The organism is Micromonospora sp. NPDC051300 (assembly GCF_044455315.1).
In the GTDB taxonomy this organism is placed as follows: Bacteria; Actinomycetota; Actinomycetes; order Mycobacteriales; family Micromonosporaceae; genus Micromonospora; species Micromonospora robiginosa.
On the sequence record NZ_JBITEP010000003.1, the window covers coordinates 20,793 to 36,812 of the forward strand.

General features: G+C 75.3%; 18 protein-coding genes. 7 read left to right on the forward strand and 11 right to left on the reverse strand.

The window, feature by feature from the left end:
* The first annotated feature begins 68 nt into the window (after positions 1–68).
* Entirely contained in the window at positions 69–668 is a 600-nt protein-coding gene (locus ACIA5A_RS05000; RefSeq protein ID WP_396756555.1) for a hypothetical protein, read from the forward strand.
* A 70-nt stretch (positions 669–738) separates the two neighbouring features.
* Positions 739–1,476 carry a Clp protease N-terminal domain-containing protein gene (locus ACIA5A_RS05005; RefSeq protein WP_396756557.1) on the forward strand — a complete coding sequence of 246 codons (738 nt, stop codon included), beginning with the start codon at positions 739–741 and terminating at the stop codon, positions 1,474–1,476.
* Between the two features lie 49 nt (positions 1,477–1,525).
* Here ACIA5A_RS05005 and ACIA5A_RS05010 read toward each other — a convergent pair whose 3' ends face one another.
* The 4 genes from ACIA5A_RS05010 to ACIA5A_RS05025 form a co-directional block, all read right to left on the reverse strand.
* Positions 1,526–2,044 (reverse strand): hypothetical protein, encoded by a 519-nt coding sequence (locus ACIA5A_RS05010; RefSeq protein ID WP_396756559.1) that lies wholly within the window; start codon positions 2,042–2,044, stop codon positions 1,526–1,528.
* Between the two features lie 104 nt (positions 2,045–2,148).
* Positions 2,149–2,334 (reverse strand): DNA repair protein, encoded by a 186-nt coding sequence (locus tag ACIA5A_RS05015; RefSeq protein ID WP_396756561.1) that lies wholly within the window; start codon positions 2,332–2,334, stop codon positions 2,149–2,151.
* Between the two features lie 82 nt (positions 2,335–2,416).
* Positions 2,417–3,439: a sensor histidine kinase gene (locus ACIA5A_RS05020; protein ID WP_396756563.1), complete on the reverse strand. Its 1,023-nt coding sequence runs from the start codon at positions 3,437–3,439 to the stop codon at positions 2,417–2,419.
* The gene (locus ACIA5A_RS05025; protein ID WP_396756565.1) at positions 3,432–4,127 is read right to left on the reverse strand and encodes a response regulator transcription factor; all 696 of its coding nucleotides are present in this window, start codon (positions 4,125–4,127) and stop codon (positions 3,432–3,434) included. Before ACIA5A_RS05025 ends, ACIA5A_RS05020 begins: the two co-directional genes overlap by 8 nt.
* 106 nt (positions 4,128–4,233) lie before the next feature.
* Between ACIA5A_RS05025 and ACIA5A_RS05030 the strand changes: the two genes are divergently transcribed.
* Positions 4,234–4,896, forward strand: a complete 663-nt coding sequence (locus ACIA5A_RS05030) for a GNAT family N-acetyltransferase (RefSeq protein ID WP_396756567.1) — start codon at positions 4,234–4,236, stop codon at positions 4,894–4,896.
* A gap of 171 nt (positions 4,897–5,067) precedes the next feature.
* Here ACIA5A_RS05030 and ACIA5A_RS05035 read toward each other — a convergent pair whose 3' ends face one another.
* From ACIA5A_RS05035 to ACIA5A_RS05050, 4 genes are all read right to left on the reverse strand, one after another.
* Entirely contained in the window at positions 5,068–5,775 is a 708-nt protein-coding gene (locus tag ACIA5A_RS05035) for a TetR family transcriptional regulator (RefSeq protein ID WP_396756569.1), read from the reverse strand.
* A complete protein-coding gene (locus tag ACIA5A_RS05040) occupies positions 5,708–6,196 on the reverse strand; it encodes a thiol-disulfide oxidoreductase DCC family protein (protein WP_396756571.1) in 489 nt (162 codons plus the stop codon). The genes ACIA5A_RS05035 and ACIA5A_RS05040 overlap by 68 nt, the downstream gene beginning before the upstream one ends.
* Complete coding sequence (locus ACIA5A_RS05045) at positions 6,193–6,669, reverse strand: hypothetical protein (protein WP_396756573.1); 477 nt, start codon at positions 6,667–6,669, stop codon at positions 6,193–6,195. The genes ACIA5A_RS05040 and ACIA5A_RS05045 overlap by 4 nt, the downstream gene beginning before the upstream one ends.
* Before the next feature lie 140 nt (positions 6,670–6,809).
* A complete protein-coding gene (locus tag ACIA5A_RS05050) occupies positions 6,810–8,264 on the reverse strand; it encodes a glycoside hydrolase family 3 N-terminal domain-containing protein (protein ID WP_396756575.1) in 1,455 nt (484 codons plus the stop codon).
* A 123-nt stretch (positions 8,265–8,387) separates the two neighbouring features.
* Here ACIA5A_RS05050 and ACIA5A_RS05055 point away from each other — a divergent pair, with 123 nt between their 5' ends.
* Positions 8,388–9,593, forward strand: a complete 1,206-nt coding sequence (locus tag ACIA5A_RS05055; RefSeq protein WP_396756577.1) for an ROK family protein — start codon at positions 8,388–8,390, stop codon at positions 9,591–9,593.
* 103 nt (positions 9,594–9,696) lie between these two features.
* Here ACIA5A_RS05055 and ACIA5A_RS05060 read toward each other — a convergent pair whose 3' ends face one another.
* On the reverse strand, positions 9,697–10,707 hold the full coding sequence (locus ACIA5A_RS05060; protein ID WP_396756579.1) for an ABC transporter permease subunit: 1,011 nt from the start codon (positions 10,705–10,707) through the stop codon (positions 9,697–9,699).
* Positions 10,704–11,708: an ABC transporter ATP-binding protein gene (locus ACIA5A_RS05065; protein ID WP_396756581.1), complete on the reverse strand. Its 1,005-nt coding sequence runs from the start codon at positions 11,706–11,708 to the stop codon at positions 10,704–10,706. The genes ACIA5A_RS05060 and ACIA5A_RS05065 overlap by 4 nt, the downstream gene beginning before the upstream one ends.
* Positions 11,709–11,839: 131 nt before the next feature.
* On the opposite strand from ACIA5A_RS05065, the gene ACIA5A_RS05070 reads away from it, so the two are divergent.
* Together ACIA5A_RS05070 and ACIA5A_RS05075 are read left to right on the forward strand one after the other, a co-directional pair.
* On the forward strand, positions 11,840–12,679 hold the full coding sequence (locus tag ACIA5A_RS05070) for an ABC transporter ATP-binding protein (protein WP_396756583.1): 840 nt from the start codon (positions 11,840–11,842) through the stop codon (positions 12,677–12,679).
* Positions 12,680–12,696: 17 nt separating this feature from the next.
* Positions 12,697–13,593: a ribokinase gene (locus ACIA5A_RS05075; protein ID WP_396756585.1), complete on the forward strand. Its 897-nt coding sequence runs from the start codon at positions 12,697–12,699 to the stop codon at positions 13,591–13,593.
* Positions 13,594–13,661: 68 nt separating this feature from the next.
* On the opposite strand, the gene ACIA5A_RS05080 is transcribed toward ACIA5A_RS05075, so the two are convergent.
* Positions 13,662–14,420, reverse strand: a complete 759-nt coding sequence (locus tag ACIA5A_RS05080) for a hypothetical protein (protein ID WP_396756587.1) — start codon at positions 14,418–14,420, stop codon at positions 13,662–13,664.
* A 105-nt stretch (positions 14,421–14,525) separates the two neighbouring features.
* Between ACIA5A_RS05080 and ACIA5A_RS05085 the strand changes: the two genes are divergently transcribed.
* A complete protein-coding gene (locus tag ACIA5A_RS05085) occupies positions 14,526–16,016 on the forward strand; it encodes a dienelactone hydrolase family protein (protein WP_396756588.1) in 1,491 nt (496 codons plus the stop codon).
* The last annotated feature ends 4 nt before the right edge of the window (positions 16,017–16,020 follow it).

Below are 16,020 nucleotides of genomic sequence, written 5' to 3' on the forward strand. Positions count from 1 at the left end.
CGCGTCGCCGACCCGGCCGTCGGAGGTTCCGGCGGCCGGGTTGGCGCACCCTTCCTAGAATGACGGTCATGGATGCCGCAGTCGTGACCAACGCGGTCGTGGCCGCGATCTCGGTGATCACCGTCGTCGTCTCGGCGTTCTTCGCGCTCCGGCAGCTCCGGCTGTCGCAGCACGCGAACCACACCCTGGTCGCGATCGAGCTGCTCACCCGCGACCGGATGAGTGACGCGTTCCTGGACAGCCAGCAGTTCGTGCTCACCGAGCTGAGGACCGCCTGCCCGCCGGGTGTGCCGGTCAGTCGACTGCCGGCCGACGCCCGCAAGCACGTAAACCGGATCGCGCTCTACTACAACGGGCTGGGCCAGATGCTTGCCTTCAAGGTGGTCGAACCGGCGCTGCTGCTCGGCACCGGCGGGTACCGCGCCCGAGAGGCGTGGGCCACGCTGGAGCCGTACATCCTCGCCGAGCGGGCGGCGCGGGGCGAGTCGTACCTGTCCAACTTCGAGCATCTGGCGGTGCTGGCGACCGAGACGCCGTGGCCGACGGCGGTGCGCCGGCTGGGCCTGCGCCGGTTCGGCCGCTATCCGGCGGAGGTGGGTCCGGTGGCCGGCGCGCCGAAAGTCGATCATGAGGTTGGCGGCGCGATCGGAGATCGACACCGCCGCTAACTTCATGATCGACGGGGCGGGGCGTCAACCTGGGGTTGACGGTGGAGGTGCGTCAACCTAGGGTTGACGCATGACTGAGATCGAGCCGCTCAAGATGAGCCAACCGGTACGCCTCGACGACCTGATCGCGGGCATCAAGAAGGGGCGCACGGACGCGCTCGACCAACTCTCCGACGCGGTCCTCGTCGCCGACCACCTCGGTGACGTGGCCGACCACCTGATCGGCCACTTCGTCGACCAGGCACGCCGCTCCGGCGCCTCGTGGACGGAGATCGGCCGCAGCATGGGGGTGAGCAAGCAGGCCGCCCAGAAGCGCTCCGCCGCCAAGGCGGAGACCGCCGCCGCCCTCGATCCGAACGCCGGCTTCGGCCGGTTCACACCGCGCGCCCGCAACGTGGTGCTGGCCTCGCAGGAGGAGGCGCGGGCGGCCGGCAACACCGAGATCACCCCCGGGCACGTCGCGCTGGGACTGCTCGCCGAGCCGGAAGGGCTGGCCGCCGCGCTGGTCGTGGCTCGGGGCGTACCCCTGGAGATGTTCCGGGAGGCCCTCACCGCGACCCTGCCGGCGAAGGCCGAGCAGGTCCCGGACCTGATCCCCTACGACGCGCGGGCCAAGAAGGTCCTGGAGCTGACGTTCCGGGAGGCGCTGCGGATGGGCCACAACTACATCGGTACGGAGCACATCCTGCTCGCCCTGCTGGAGGAGGAGGGCGGCGACGGCGTGCTCGGCGGGCTCGGCCTGACCAAGGAGGCGCTGGAGGCCGCGGTGGAGGGCGCGCTCGCCGAGCTCAATCGCAAGCGGGCCTGACAGGCGTCGGGCACGCGTCACGGGGGCGCGTGCCCGACGCCTGCGGTGGTCAGTCGGCGGCGGGGAAGCCGTAGCGGGCGGCGTGCTCCGGGTCGGCGGGGTCGACCTGCCGGATGCCGGCGTCCGCGAGGCGCTTGTTCACCTCGTCGAGGCGGTCCCGGACCAGCCGGGCCTCCTCCTCGGTCACCCGGCCGCGGTGCGGCCGGCCGGCGTGCTCGATCGTGCCGTAGTCGATCTTCTCGGCGGTCCGGCGGGCCTTCGGCGGCTTGACCCGCTCGGCGGTACGCAACAACTGCGCCATCGGCACGTCGGTCGCCATCGCGTCGAACTCGCTGGCGGTCAGCACCACCCGGCGCGGCTCGCCGCCGCCGTGCCGGTCGTGGATCTCCACCACCGCCACGTCCAGCGCCGCGTCGTCGATGCTCTCCACGTCGACCGGGGTGGCGTCCAGTTGCACGGGCCCGGCGACCAGGTCCGGGTGCTCCAGCACGACGACCTTGACCACCTCGTCGTCGGCGCTCAGCACCTGGCCGGTGAAGTCGGAGACGTGGATCGTCTTCTTGCCCATGCGCGGAGCTTCTCCTGTCGTAGGCCGGAAATCGGACCACAAGACGCTACCGCACAGGCGTACGAAGCGCGGTGTCCCCGCCGGCCGGTGTGTCGCCGCCCGCCCTATCCGGTCGTCAGGCCGCGCCAGGCGGAGGTGCCGGCGGGTTGGGCGTCCAGCTCGGCCCAGGACACCCGCCGGTGGCGGGCCTCGCGGTACTCCGGCTGGGCAGGGAAGCGCCCGGCGGAGTCGGCGGCCCGCCAGCTCCGCGCCGGGTCCTGCTGGAATCGGTCATTCGGGTTCTGAGGCATGACCACTACCGTCCCAGAGAAACTTGTCCATGTATGGAAATGAATATGACGCAGGATCGATGCGTTCGGTTCCCCCGACGCGTCAGATTCCGACGGCCGGCAGGCGGACCACGAATCGGCATCCGTCGCTGACGTTCTGGACCTCTACCCGCCCGCCGTGTGCCTCAACCAACCCACGCACGATCGCCAGTCCGAGTCCGCCGGAGCCGCCCGGCTCGGCCGCCGCCGGCGTCCGGGCCGGCTCGCCCCGGAACGCCACGTCGAAGACCCGGGGCAGGTCGCCCTCCGGGATGCCGCCGCAGGTGTCCGCGACGGCCAGCCAGGCGGTGTCGGCGTCCCGGCCGGCGTCCACCCACACCGTGCCGTCGGCCGGCGTGTAGCGGATCGCGTTCAGCAGCAGGTTGCCCACCACCCGCGCCAGCTCCCGCTCGCTCGCCGTCACCGTCGGCCAGCCGGCCTCGGCCGCGACCAGCCGGATCCGGCGGGCGGCGGCCAGCGGCGCGGCCCCGGCCAGCGCGTCGGAGACCACGTCGCCGAGCGCCACCGTGGACAGCGACAGCCGCAGCGCGCCGGCGTTGATCCGGGACAGCTCGAACAGGTCGTCGACCAGCCGGGTCATCCGGTCGGTCTCCACCCGGATCCGGCGGTGGTACTCGGCCACCGTCGCCGGGTCGTCGACCACCCCGTCCTCCAGCGCCTCGGCCATCGCCCGCAGCCCGGCCAGCGGCGTCCGCAGGTCGTGCGAGACCCAGGCGACCAGATCGCGGCGGCCCTTCTCGATCCGCCGTTCCCGGGCGCGCGCCTGGTCCGCCCAGACCGCGGCGGCGGCGAGCCGGCGAGCGAACAGCCAGCCCACCGCCAGGCTCACCACGGCGGCGGCGGCGACCGTGATCAGCACCACCTGGAGGTCGTGCGGGGACAGGAACATCGCCTGGGCGACCCCGACCACGCCGGCGGCCACCGCGGCCACGGTCATGACCAGCAACACCGAGATGTGCACGGTGATCGACCGGCCGCGCAGCGACCGCAGCGCGACCGCGCCGGCCAGCCCCACCGCGAGCGCGGCGGCCAGCGCCACCCCGAAGATCAGCGCGAGGTCACGCATCGGCCGGCTCGTAGCGGTAGCCGACGCCCCACACGGTGACGATGCGGCGGGGCCGGGCCGGGTCGGCCTCGATCTTCTCCCGCAACCGCCGCACGTGCACGGTCACCGTCGACTGGTCGCCGAAGCTCCACCCCCACACCCGCTCCAGCAGCTCGCTGCGGCGGAACGCCCGCGCCGGGTGCCGCATCAGGTGCGCCAGCAGGTCGAACTCGCGCAGCGTCAGGGTCAGCTCGCGCCCGTGCAGGCGGGCCACCCGGGGGCCGGTCTCCACCTCCAGGCCGTCGTCGGCGAGGCGCACCGGCGGCGAGGCGGCCGGCTCGCCGCCGACCCGCCGCAGCACCGACCGGACCCGCAGCACCAGCTCTCGTGGGGAGAACGGCTTGCTGAGGTAGTCGTCCGCGCCCAGTTGCAGGCCGAGGATCCGGTCGGCCTCGTCGCCGCGCGCGGTGAGCATGACGATGGGTACGCCGTCCGGCCGCTCCCGCAGCCGCCGGCACACCTCCAACCCGTCGAGCACGGGCAGCATCAGGTCCAGCACCACCAGGTGCGGCGGCCGGCGGGACACGGTGTCCAGCGCCGCCGCCCCGTCGCCGACGTGCTCGACCTCGTAGCCGGCGTGCGCCAGGTAGCGGCAGACCACGTCGGCGACCGTCCGGTCGTCGTCGACCACCAGCACCCGTTGCGCCACCCCGCACCTCCCGCGTACCGAGGGGCCAGCGTAGCCACGGGCGGCCGGGCGATGCATTGCCAGGTTCTTACGGCGCGGACGGGCCGGTACGGCGTACCATGATCATGTGCTTGACCGGCGGCTCTTCCTGCACCTGGCGACCTGGTTGGGGCAGTGGCCGGCGGGTCCCGGGCTGCACGTGGTCCGGTCCTGGCGCCGCGCCCGCCCGGCCTGGGACGGGCGACCCCGCCCGGCGGTCGCGGTCTCGGTGGGTGGCAGCACGGTCCTCTCGGTGCCACCCCGGCGGGTCGAGGAGGTGCAGGCCCTGGTCCGGGGACGGCCGCTCGACGCGTGGCTGACCGCGCTGCCGGCGGCGGTCGGCGTGCCGGAGCTCACCACCAACCGCGGCGTCTTCCGCTGGTGCACCGACCCGGCGCCGCTGCCCGACGCGGGGGAGTGGCTGCCGCCGGCGATGCCCGGCGCCCCACCCTGGCTCGGCCTCTTCCCCGAGGTGCTGGTGGTCCGCGACGCCGACGGCGCCTACCTGGCCGGGGTGGGGATCAAGCGGCACGACGTGTACGGGCACGAGCTGGCGGTGGGCACCTCCCCGGCGGCCCAGGGGCGCGGCCTGGCCCGGCGGCTGGTCGCGCAGGCGGCCCGGCGGGTGCTGGCCGAGGGGGCGATCCCCACCTACGTGCACCACCCGGACAACCGGGCGTCCGCCCGGGTGGCCGAGGCGGCCGGGTTCCCCGACCGGGGGTGGACCTCGTTCGGCGTCTTCCCGCACTGACCGGCGGCGTGGGCGCGGACCGTGGATCCCGGGCCGGATCCACGGTCCGCGGCCGCTCCCCAGGTCCGACGCCGGTAACGCTAGGTGAAATCAGGCCGGCCGGACAAGAGTCGGGGCTTGTCCGGTTGCGGACTTGACCTGGGTCGACACTCGTGTTGGTCGACCCCCGGGTCAGTGACGCAACGTGTGGATCAGGGCGAGTGCCTGCCTGGTGACCGGGCGCAGCACCCGTAGCCGGGACAGCCCCACCAGCCGGTCGACGAGCGGCACCACGCCGTCGACGAGCTGCCGGGTCCGGGCCTGCCCCGGCGAGCGGTCGTGCACCCAGTAGAGCACCACGCCCAGGTAGCCGAGCCAGAGCAGCTCCGGCAGCGCCTCCCGCAACTCGTCGTCGAGCTTCGCCGTCGAGCCCTCCAGCACCTCGCGGAACAGCGACACCGACGCGTCCCGGGCCGGCGACGACTCGGCGGAGAACGGGCTCAGCGGCGAGGTGGGCTCCGCCGCCGTCTTGAAGAACGTCCCGGCGAACGAGTGGTACGGGCTCAGCACGTCCACGCCCGCGTGCAGCACGCCGGCCAGTCGCGCCCCGAAGTCCCGCTCCCGGGCGAGCACCGGCGTGGCGGCGGCCCGGTGCTCGCGCTGGGTGTCCGCGTAGAACTCCTGGATCAGGTGTTCCTTCGAGCCGAAGTAGTAGTAGGCGTTGCCCACCGACACGCCGGCCTCCTCGGCGACGGCCCGCATCGTGGTGCGGGCGTATCCCCGCTCACGGAACAGCCGCATGGCGGTGTCCAGGATCAGCCGGCGGGTCTGCTCACCCCGGGCGGTCGCCCCGGTGCTCGGGCCGTCCGCAGCGGTCGTCGGCGCACTCTGCTCGGTCATCGTCGTCACCGTATCCCGGTTCCCGGACGCGTTGGCGGACCGCCGAGGCCGCCGCCACCACCCGGCGGGCCAGCGGCAACAGGTGCGGGTGGGCCAGCCGCTCGGCGGTGGCGCGGTGCCCGGCCAGGGCCCAGAGGCAGGCGAACCAGGCGCCGTCGCCGGTGTAGACCGCGCCGGTGTCGGCGATCACCGTCAGGTCGCGCAGCGTCGCGTCGTGGTCCAGCCCGGGGAAACGCTGCCGGGCCCGCGCCGACCCGGCCGGCACGAACTCCAGTGGTACGAGTTGGTCGCGCGCCGCGAGCCACCGCCGGGCGGACCGGCACAGCGGGCAGCCCGCGTCGTAGAGGACGGTGAAGCCGCGGATCCCACCGGCCCCGTGCCCGGTGGGATCCGGCGGGTGTCCGCCGGGAGCGGACGTCACCGGGCCGGCGGGTTCGGGGCCGCCGGCGGTACGGGTCGCGGTCCGCCCTGCGGCGCAGGCGCGGCGGGGATCACGGCGCCCTGCGGCGGGAGCATGCCGGCCGGCGGGATCGGCGGATGGGCCGACTGCTGGCGCAACCGGCCGCGGCGGTAGCGGCCGAGCGCGAACACGTTGAAGAAGTGCAGCGCACCCAGGACCAGGAGCACCAGGCCCACCTTCAGCGAGAGCTGCTCCATCGCCGAGCTGGCGTCTCCGATCGGGTCGGACTCCCGCATGGCCACCGTGACGTAGCCCAGGTTGAGCAGGTAGAAGCCGACCACCAGCAGGCTGTTGACCGCCTCGGCCAACCGGTCGTCGGGAAACACGTCCCGCAGGAACACGAGCCCGTTGCGGGACAGCGTCCGTGCCACCCAGACGGTCAGGCCGATGCTGACCGCGAGGTAGGCCAGGTACATCCAGACCTTCATGTCCATCCCCGTCGCCCTTCTTGAACACGTTCAAATTGACGTCGTGGTGAGCGTACGACCTTTCTTGAACGTGTTCAAGTGATCGGGTGCGGCGAACGTCCGCCGGCCCGCCGTCTCCGACGGCGGGCCGGTGGGAACGGGTCGGATCAGTCGGTGAGGCCGAGCACCCGAGCCGCCGCACGACCGTTGGCGTGGCTGGCCCCGTAGGTGGCGACGAACGCGCGGGCTCCGGCCGGCCGCCAGCCACCCGGCCAGCCCATCTCGACCACGGTCACCGGGTGCGTGGCGGCCAGCGCCTCGACCAGTTCCCGCGCCCCGGGCAACCGATGCAGGTGCCGCCCGACCAGCACCACCGGCCGCTCCCCGGCGAGCCGGCGCAGCTCGGCCGGGTCGGTCTCGCCGGCCACCGCGCGGGCCTGCTCGAACCCGGCGGCCAGGTGTGGGCCCAGCCCCCACGGCACCCGACCCTCGGCGACGGTGGAGGTGGCGTGCACCTGCACCACGAGCGCGGGAGTCGCGCCCGGCAGGTCACCCTCGACGTGCACCGCCCGCAGCGCGGCGGCGTAGCCGAGGTCGGCGGCGGCCGGGGCCGGGGCGTCGGCCGGCCCGGTCCAGCCGGCCAGCGCGGCGGTCCGGCCGGCGGCCTCCTCCACCCGGTCGCGCATCAGCCGGCCGTCGCCGAGCGCGGTGACGATCTCCGCGGCGACCAGCTCCACCAGGTCGGCGTCGACCTGGGCGCCGATGCAGAGCAGGTCGGCGCCGGCGGCCAGCGCGCGGACCGCCGCCGGGCCCACCCCGCCGGCGGCGAGCGCGGCGCCCTTCATCTCCAGCGCGTCGGTGATCACCGTGCCGGTGAAGCCGTACTCGACGCGCAGCAGGTCGTGCAGGACCGCCCGGCTGAACGTGGCCGGACCGTCGCCGGTCAGCGCCGGCACCCGGATGTGCGCGGTCATCACCGCGCGGACGCCGGCGTCGACCACCGCGGCGAACGGCGGCAGGTCCCGCTCGCGCAGCACGGCCGGTGGCACGTCGACCGTGGGCAGCTCGTGGTGCGAGTCGGCGACCGTGGCGCCGTGGCCGGGGAAGTGCTTGGCGCAGGCGGCCACGCCGGCCGACTGGAGGCCGGCGACCGCGGCGGCCGAGTGGACCGCCACCCGCTTCGGGTCCGCGCCGAACGAGCGGGTGCCGATCACCGGGTTCTCGTCGGCGGTGTTCACGTCGACGGTGGGCGCCAGGTCGAGGGTGAGGCCGACCGCGGCCAGTTCGGCGCCGATCGCCGCGTAGACCGCGCGGGTGAGGTCCGGGTCGTCGACCGCGCCGAGCGCGGCGTTGCCCGGGTACGGGCTGCCGGTGGCGTGGGCCAGCCGGGTGACGTCGCCGCCCTCCTCGTCGATCGCCAGGATCGCGTCCGGGCGGCTGGCGCGCAGCGCCGCCGTGGACGCCGCCAGTTGCGCCGGGTCGTGCACGTTGGTGCCGAACAGGGTGTGCCCGGCGAGCCCGTCGGCGAGCAGGTCGACCGCCCAGTCCGGCGGCACCGGGCCGGCGTACGCGGCCAGCAGCGTGCCCAACGCGAGTCGGCGGAGTCCTGGATCCAGCCCCACTTGTGCCCCTTTCCCTGCCGGATCGTCCGACCTCGCTCGGATCGCGGTGGCCGATACGCTGACGGCACCCTTCGGCAGGCGTTTTATGGTTAGAAACCTTACTGAAAAATCGAGGACCTTGGCATGAGTGCGACCCGGCTGCCCGGCACCCCCCGACTCCTGCGGGCGCTCAACGACCGCGCAGCGCTGGAACTGCTGCTCGAACGCGGGCCGCTGACCCGGGCCCGGATCGGCGAGCTGACCGGGCTGTCCAAGGTGACCGCGTCCCAGCTCGTCGAGCGGCTGGAGGAACGCGGCCTGGTCGCCCGGGTCGGCGAGCAGGCCGGCGGGCGGGGCCCGAACGCCCAGCTCTACGCGGTGCGTCCGGGCAGCGCGTACGTGGTCGGCGTGGACGTCGGCGCGGAGCGGGTGGTGGCCGCCTGCGCGGACATCACCGGCGCGGTCCTCGGCCGGGTCGAACAGTCCACCAGGGACACCGACGACCCGGTGGGCGTGGTGCACAACGCGGTGGTCCGGGCGGCCAGCAGCGCCGGGGCGGAGCTGTCCGCGGTCCGGCGGGTCGTGCTGGGCACGCCCGGCCTGGTCGACCCGCAGACCGGCGACATCACGTTCGCCTTCAACCTGCCGCGCTGGCACAGCGGCCTGCTCGCCGCGCTCCGCGAGGACCTGGACACCCCGGTCGTCTTCGAGAACGACGTGAACCTGGCGGCCGTCGCCGAGGCGCAGTCGGGCGCGGCCCGGGAGACCGCCGACTTCGTGCTGGTCTGGGTGGACGCGGGCGTCGGTCTGGCGATCATGCTGGGCGGCCGGTTGCACCACGGCAGCAGCGGCGCGGCCGGCGAGATCGGCTACCTGCCGGTGCCGGGGGTGCCCATCCCGCGCGACGTCTCCCGGCGGGCCAAGCCGGCGTTCCAGCAGCTCGCCGGCGCCGACGCGGTGCGCGCGGTGGCCGCCGAGCACGGCTTCGCCACCCCGGACGCGGTCGAGCAGGGCGTGGCGGCGGCCCGGGCGGCCGACGCGGTCGGGGCGGCCATCGCGGCGGGCGACGCCGGCGCCCCGGTACTCGACGAGTTGGCCCGCCGGCTGGCCCTCGGCGTGGCGAGCACCTGCGTGGTGCTCGACCCGCCGCTCGTGGTGCTCGCCGGCGCGGTCGGTCGGGCCGGCGGGGCCGCGCTGGCCGAGCGGGTGCAGCGCGAGGTCGCCGCGATCACGCTGGTCCGGCCGCGGGTGTTGAGCACCGGGTTGACCGAGGAGCCGATCCTGCGCGGCGCGCTGCGCACCGCGCTCGACGCGGTCCGCGACGAGGTGTTCGACTCGACGGTCGGCTGAGTGCCCCACCCGCCCGGTCGCCATGTGAAGGAATTCTTCACCCTGTCGACCAGGACTGCAAGGAGTTGCCGGCGCGGTCCGCTCGTCCGGGCCGCGCCGGCACTCAGATCAGGTCACGCCGCCGGAACACCGCGAACGCGGCCGCCACCAGCGCGCCGGTCAGCCCGAGCAGGATCACCAGCCCGGCCGGCCAACCCACGGTGTAGGAGCCGTCGCAGAACCCGGAGATCCCGCTGCCGCAGGCGTTGCCGTCCCAGAACCGCACCTCACCGGCGAGCCAGGCGCCCAGATAGCTGGAGAGCATGAACCGGTCCGGGCGGGCGACCTGCAGGATCTGGAACACCAGCCGCGCGCCCAACTCCCACACCACCACGTACGCGGCCACCGTGCCCAACGCCGCCGACGTGTGCCGGCCCAGCGTGGCCATGGCGAAGCCGAGCGCCGCGGCGAGCAGCACGAGCACCAGCCCGCGCACCCAGACCGCGCCGAGCGACGCCCAGAACTCGCCACCCGTCCGGCCGGTCAACCCGGACGCCTGACCGATCAACCAGAACGCGCCCAGGTAGGCCACCGACGCCAGCACGGAGAGCCCGAGCACGCCGCCCAGCAGCGTGCCGAGCTTCGCGGCGAACACGGTCGGCCGGCGCGGCCGCCACAGCAGCAGGTTGACCACCCCGCCCGAGTTCAGGTCCGCCCCGATGTAGGAGGCGCCGACCAGGAACCCGAACAGCGCCAGGAACGCGACCAGGAAGTAGAGCAGCGGCCGGGCCTCCTTCGCGAAGACGAAGACGCCGCTGAGGTAGTCGGACGCGGTCGGCAACTGCTCCGACTGGCCCGGGTCGATCTGGGCGCAGTCGCGCGGCAGGTAGTCGTTCTCGTCCGGGGTGACCGTGCCCGCCTTGATCCGCACGCAGCGGTCGAACGCCAACTCCAGCCGCTGCACCTCCTGCGCGGCCTGCGACTGGGCCCGGCTCAACTCCTCCCCGGTCGGCCGGTGTGAACCGCCCAACGTGGTCAGCACCGTCATGGCGAACGCGGCCACCAGCAGCACCACCATGAGCTGCACGAAGCGGCGCGCGGCCAGCCGCTCCGCCTCGGCCCGCACCAGGTTCACGCGTCCACCTCCCGGCCACCCCGGACGTCCAGGTCGATCACGCCGTCGAGCGGCGGCGCGCCGTCCACCTGGCGCGGCACCGCCACCGGCTCGTGACCGCCGGTCAGCTCCAGGAAGACGCTCTCCAGGTCGGGCCGCAACGGCACCAGCTCCCGCACCCACAACCCCTGCTCGCCAAGCGTCCGACTGATCACCTCGGGATCCTCCACCCCGGTCACCACCAGGTGGTCGGCGTCCCCGGTCACCGACAGGCCGGCCCGGCCCAGCAACTGCGCGGCCCGCTCCGGCGCCGCCACCCCGACCCGCCACTGGTGCTGGTCGAAGCCGGCCAGCACCTCGTCCACCGGCCCGTACGCGACCCGCCGGCCGCGACTGACGATCGTCACGTGGTCGCAGATCAGCTGGATCTCGGCGAGGATGTGGCTGGACAGCAGCACCGTCACGCCGGCCGCGGCGAGCGACCGGGTGAGGTCGCGCATCTCCCGGATGCCGGCCGGGTCGAGCCCGTTCGCCGGCTCGTCGAGGATCAGCAGCTCCGGGCTCTTCAGCAGGGCCGACGCCACCGCCAGCCGCTGCTTCATGCCCAACGAGTAGCCCTTGACCCGCTCCTCGCCCCGGTCCCGCAGGCCGACCTGCTCCAACACCTCGTCCACCCGGCCGGTCGGGACCCCACCGGCCACGGCCAGCAGGCGCAGCGTCCGGCGGGCGGTGAAGTTGCCGAAGAACTGCGGACTCTCCACGATCGCGCCGACCCGCCCGGCCACCTCCGGCAGCCGGTCCGGGGAACTCGCGCCGAGCACGCTCATCCGGCCGGCGTCCGGGCGCACCAACCCGAGCAGCGCCCGCAGCGTCGTCGTCTTCCCGGAGCCGTTCGGCCCCAGGAAGCCGTGCACCTGACCCGACTCGACGAGCATGTCGAAACCGTCGACGGCGACCCGGCGCCCCTGGCGCAGGGTGTGGAACGACTTGCGGAGACCGGCGATCTCGATGACCGCGCTCATCCGCCCGCCTGGCGGCAGCGGTCGGGCATGGGACGTCCTTCCGGAGCGGTGACCAACGACACGGCGCCCCACCCTATGGCCGCGACGCCGCCCGTGGGGGGCGACGGGCCGGTGCGTGGTTGGATGGGGCGGTGACTGGTGACCTGATCCCCGGCGCCGCCGGCGCCCCCGCCCCCTCGACCGTGGACGCGGATCTGGTGGTCAGCCTCGACGGGGTCGGCGTCACGCGTGCCGGCACCGCGCTGGTGCGCGACGTCGACTGGCGGGTCGAGCTGGACGAACGGTGGGTGCTGCTCGGCCCGAACGGCGCCGGCAAGACCACTCTGCTCAACCTGGCCGCCGGCCGGCTGCACCCGACCCACGGCGTCGCGCACGTGCTCGGCGAGCGCATCGGCCGCACCGACGTCAACGAGCTGCGGACCCGGATCGGCCTCTCCACCGCCACCCTCGCCGAGCGGATCCCCGCCGAGGAACGCGTCACCGACGTGGTGGTGACCGCCGCCTGGTCGGTGGTCGGCAGGTGGCGGGAGAGCTACGACCGCACCGACGAGGCGCGCGCCGCCGCGCTGCTCGGCCAGCTCGGCGTCGGCCACCTCGCCGACCGGGCGTACGGCACGCTCTCCGAGGGCGAGCGCAAGCGGGTGCAGATCGCCCGCGCCCTGATGACCGACCCGGAGCTGCTGCTGCTCGACGAGCCGGCCGCCGGGCTCGACCTGGGCGGTCGGGAGGACCTGGTCGCCCGGCTCGCCGAGCTGGCGTACGACCCGGACGCGCCGGCCATGGTGCTGGTCACCCACCACGTCGAGGAGATCCCGCCCGGCTTCACCCACGCGCTGCTGCTGCGCGAGGGCGGCGTGGTGGCGCAGGGCCTGCTGGCCGAGGTGCTCACCGCCGACAACCTGTCCAAGACCTTCGGCCTGCCGCTGCTCGTCTCGCGCGCCGGCGACCGCTGGACCGCGCGCGCCGCCTGAGCCGACGGGACGCCACCGTGCCGCAGACCCGAGTCGCCGTCGTCGGCAGCGCCAACATGGACCTGGTCGGGACCGCCGCCGCGCTGCCCCGCCCCGGTGAGACGGTGCTCGGCACCGACTTCGTCATGCTCCCCGGCGGCAAGGGCGCCAACCAGGCGGTCGCCGCGGTCCGCGCCGGCGCGTCCTGCGTCTTCCTCGGCGCGATCGGCTCCGACGCGTTCGGTGTCACCCTCCGGGCCCGGATCAGCGCGGCCGGCGTGGACACCGGCCACCTCCGGGTGGCGTACGGCCCGTCCGGCGTCGCCCTGGTCATGGTCGGCGGCGCGGGGGAGAACGCCATCCTGGTCACCCCCGGCGCGAACGAGGCGTTCGTCGCGCCGACCGAGGCGGAACTGGCCGCCGTACGCGACGCGGACGTGCTGATCGCGCAGTTGGAGGTGCCCGTCGAGACGGTGACCGAGGCGGCGCTGGCGGCCCGGTCGGCCGGCACCCGGGTGGTGCTCAACGCGGCGCCGGCCCGACCGTTGCCGGCCGAGCTGCTGGCCGCTACCGACCTGCTGGTGGTCAACGAGCCGGAGGCGCAGGCGCTGACCGGCCGGGGCCGGGACGAGCCGGCGGCGCTGCTCGACCTGGTGCCCCGCGCGGTGCTCACGCTCGGCGGCGACGGCGCCTGGTACGTCGACCGGGACCGGCCGGCGACGCACGTGCCGGCGGTGCCGGTGGAGGTCGTCGACTCCACCGCGGCCGGGGACGCGTTCACCGCCGCGCTGGCGGTGGCCTGGGGCGAGGGGCGGGACCTGGCCGATGCGGTGCGCTGGGGGGCGGCGGCCGGGGCGGCCTGTGTCCGCAAGCTCGGCGCCTCGGTGGCGCTGCCGCACCGCGCCGAGATCGACGCGCTCGTCGCCCCCGGTTGAGCGCGGCCCTTCGCGCGGTGTGAGAGGGGGCCCCTTCTCTACCGGAGACGTTAAGAGGGGGCCCCTCCTTACCCCTCGGCGCGTTCGCCGCGGCGGCGCAGCATCGCGAGGCCGGGGATGCCGGCCACCGCGAGCTTGAGGTCGCGGGTGACGTCCAGCAGGTCGTGCAGGTCCGGGCCGACCCGGTCCAGGGTGGCCAGGATCGGCAGCACGTCCGAGGTGAGGTGCTCCTTCAGCTTCGGCAGCTCGTCGACCAGCCGGATCGCGGCGGTCACCTCCTCCGGGCTGAGCTGCTCGACGAAGCGGGCCGCCATCGGCGCGGCCCGGCGCAGCGTCGCCTCGTACGCCGCCAGCAGTTCGGTCGCGATGCCGGCCGCCGACTCGGCGGTGGCCACCGTGCCGGCGGCCCGGGTCGCCACCGTGTCCGCCTCGGCGACCACGCCGGCCGCCGCCCGGGCCACCCGGTCGGCCTCGCCGACCACCGTGCCGGCGGCGGCGGAGACCCGCTCCGCCTCGCCGACCACCACCGCGGCCGCGGCGGCCACCTCGGTCGCGGTGTCGATCGCGGTGGTGGCGGCGGCGCTGATCACGCCCACCTCGCGCACCGCCGCCTCCGCGTCGGTGAGCACCCGGTCGGTGCGGTCGAGCGTGCCCTCGATCCGGTCGACCACCCCGTTGATCCGCCGGACCAGCGCCTCCACCTCGTCGAGCACGGCGAACGCCCGGGCGGGCACGGACGCGACCGCGGCCGCCGAACCGAACGCCTGGTCGAGGGCGGAACGGGTGAGGCCGACGACGGCGCCGGGCCGGGGAAGTGGGATCGCCATGCCGACAAGTGTGCGTCGTGCCGGCCGGCGGTGCCCGGCGACGAGGGGCGGCGCGCGTCACGCCGGCCCCTCCCGCGAGGCGGTCGGGCCGCGTAGGGTGCCGGCATGCCCGCCCCCGGCCCGGCCCGACGGCGACTCCTGGCGTGCGGCGCGGCCGCCCTGGTCGCCGCCCTGCTCGGCGTCCTGCTGCTGGTGCACGCGGACGCCGGGCTGGACGTCCGGCGGGCGACGGTCGCCGGGGTGCCGCTCACCGAGGTCCGCCAGGCCGGGGCGGGCGACGACCGCCGCCCCGGGGTGGTGATCGCGCACGGGTTCGCCGGCTCGGCCCGGCTGATGCGGCCGCTCGCCGACTCGGTGGCCCGGCACGGCGCGGTGGCGGTGCTGCTCGACTTCGCCGGGCACGGCGCGAACCCGTCCCGGCTGCCCGGCGCGGGCCGCGACGACGAGCGGGCCCGCGCGGTCCTCCGGCACGACCTGGACGTGGCGCTGGCCTGGCTGCGGAGCCGCCCCGGCGTCGACCCGGACCGGATCGTGCTGGTCGGGCACTCGATGGGCGCCGGCGCGGTCACCCGCTACGCGGTTGCCCACCCGGAGATCGCCCGCACCGTGGCCGTCTCGCTGCCCGACGCCGGCGACGTGCCGGCCGGCTGGCCGGGGCGCCTGACGCTTGTGGTGGGCGGGCTGGAGTTCCCTGACTTCCGGCGCGCCGCCGAGGAGGCGACGCGCGGGGCGCCGCCGGGCACCCGGGTGCGGGTGGTGGCGCCCGGCACCGAGCACATCTCGGTGCTGTTCGCGCCGCGTACCCACGACGCGGTGCTGGCCGCGATCCCGGGCCGCCCCGGCGGTCCGGCGCCCGCCCCGCTGACCCGCCCGGCCGCCGCCGCGCTGCTCCTGCTCGCCCTGGGGCTCGGCTTCGTGCCGCTGGCCGGGCTGCTGCTCCGCGCGGGACCGGTGACACCCGAGCCGTCGCCCGGGGCGCCGCGCACCTGGTGGCTCGCGGCGGCGGTGGCGGCGTCCGGGCTCGGCGTGGCGCTTGCCGCCCCGCTGCCGACCGGCCGGCTGCCCCTCGCGGTCGGCGGGCACGTCGCCGTGTTCCTGCTGCTCACCGGCGTGCTGCTGGGGGTGGCGCAGAGGTGGTTCCGGCGCGACCGGCCGCCGGCCGGGGCGACCGTCGGGCCGGCGCGCGCCGTCGTGCCGGCGGTGGTGCTCCTCGGGTACGCGGCGCTCGCCGTCGCGCTGCCGCTGCACCTCGGGTTCACCTCGGCCGCGCCGGTCGGGGCGCGCTGGTGGCTGCTGCCCCTGGTGGCGCTCTGCTGTCTGGTCTTCCTGCTCGGCGCCGAACTGGTCGCCGGGGGCCGGGGCGGCCGGTACGCGGCGGTCGGCGGGATCGCCGTGGCGGTCCTGGCCGGTGCGGCGGTGACCGGCCTGGCGCCCGGGTTCGTGCTGCTGGTGGTGCCGCTGTTCGCGGCGCTTGTGGCCTGGCAGGCGGCCTGGGCCGGGGTGCTGCGCCCGCGGGGCGCGGCGTGGTGGCTGCCGGCGGCGGTCGGCGCGGTGCTGCTCGCCTGGCCGATCGCCACCACGCTGCCGCTGGCCTGAGCCA

Bases quoted from the DNA above. Each gene is read 5' to 3' on its own strand.
- ACIA5A_RS05085 (WP_396756588.1), top strand. From the start codon at position 14,526: ATGCCCGCCCCCGGCCCGGCCCGACGGCGACTCCTGGCGTGCGGCGCG.
- ACIA5A_RS05035 (WP_396756569.1), bottom strand. From the start codon at position 5,775: ATGACCGAGCAGAGTGCGCCGACGACCGCTGCGGACGGCCCGAGCACC.
- ACIA5A_RS05005 (WP_396756557.1), top strand. From the start codon at position 739: ATGACTGAGATCGAGCCGCTCAAGATGAGCCAACCGGTACGCCTCGAC.
- ACIA5A_RS05065 (WP_396756581.1), bottom strand. From the start codon at position 11,708: ATGAGCGCGGTCATCGAGATCGCCGGTCTCCGCAAGTCGTTCCACACC.
- ACIA5A_RS05000 (WP_396756555.1), top strand. From the start codon at position 69: ATGGATGCCGCAGTCGTGACCAACGCGGTCGTGGCCGCGATCTCGGTG.
- ACIA5A_RS05055 (WP_396756577.1), top strand. From the start codon at position 8,388: ATGAGTGCGACCCGGCTGCCCGGCACCCCCCGACTCCTGCGGGCGCTC.
- ACIA5A_RS05020 (WP_396756563.1), bottom strand. From the start codon at position 3,439: ATGCGTGACCTCGCGCTGATCTTCGGGGTGGCGCTGGCCGCCGCGCTC.
- ACIA5A_RS05010 (WP_396756559.1), bottom strand. From the start codon at position 2,044: ATGGGCAAGAAGACGATCCACGTCTCCGACTTCACCGGCCAGGTGCTG.
- ACIA5A_RS05080 (WP_396756587.1), bottom strand. From the start codon at position 14,420: ATGGCGATCCCACTTCCCCGGCCCGGCGCCGTCGTCGGCCTCACCCGT.
- ACIA5A_RS05015 (WP_396756561.1), bottom strand. From the start codon at position 2,334: ATGCCTCAGAACCCGAATGACCGATTCCAGCAGGACCCGGCGCGGAGC.
- ACIA5A_RS05045 (WP_396756573.1), bottom strand. From the start codon at position 6,669: ATGGACATGAAGGTCTGGATGTACCTGGCCTACCTCGCGGTCAGCATC.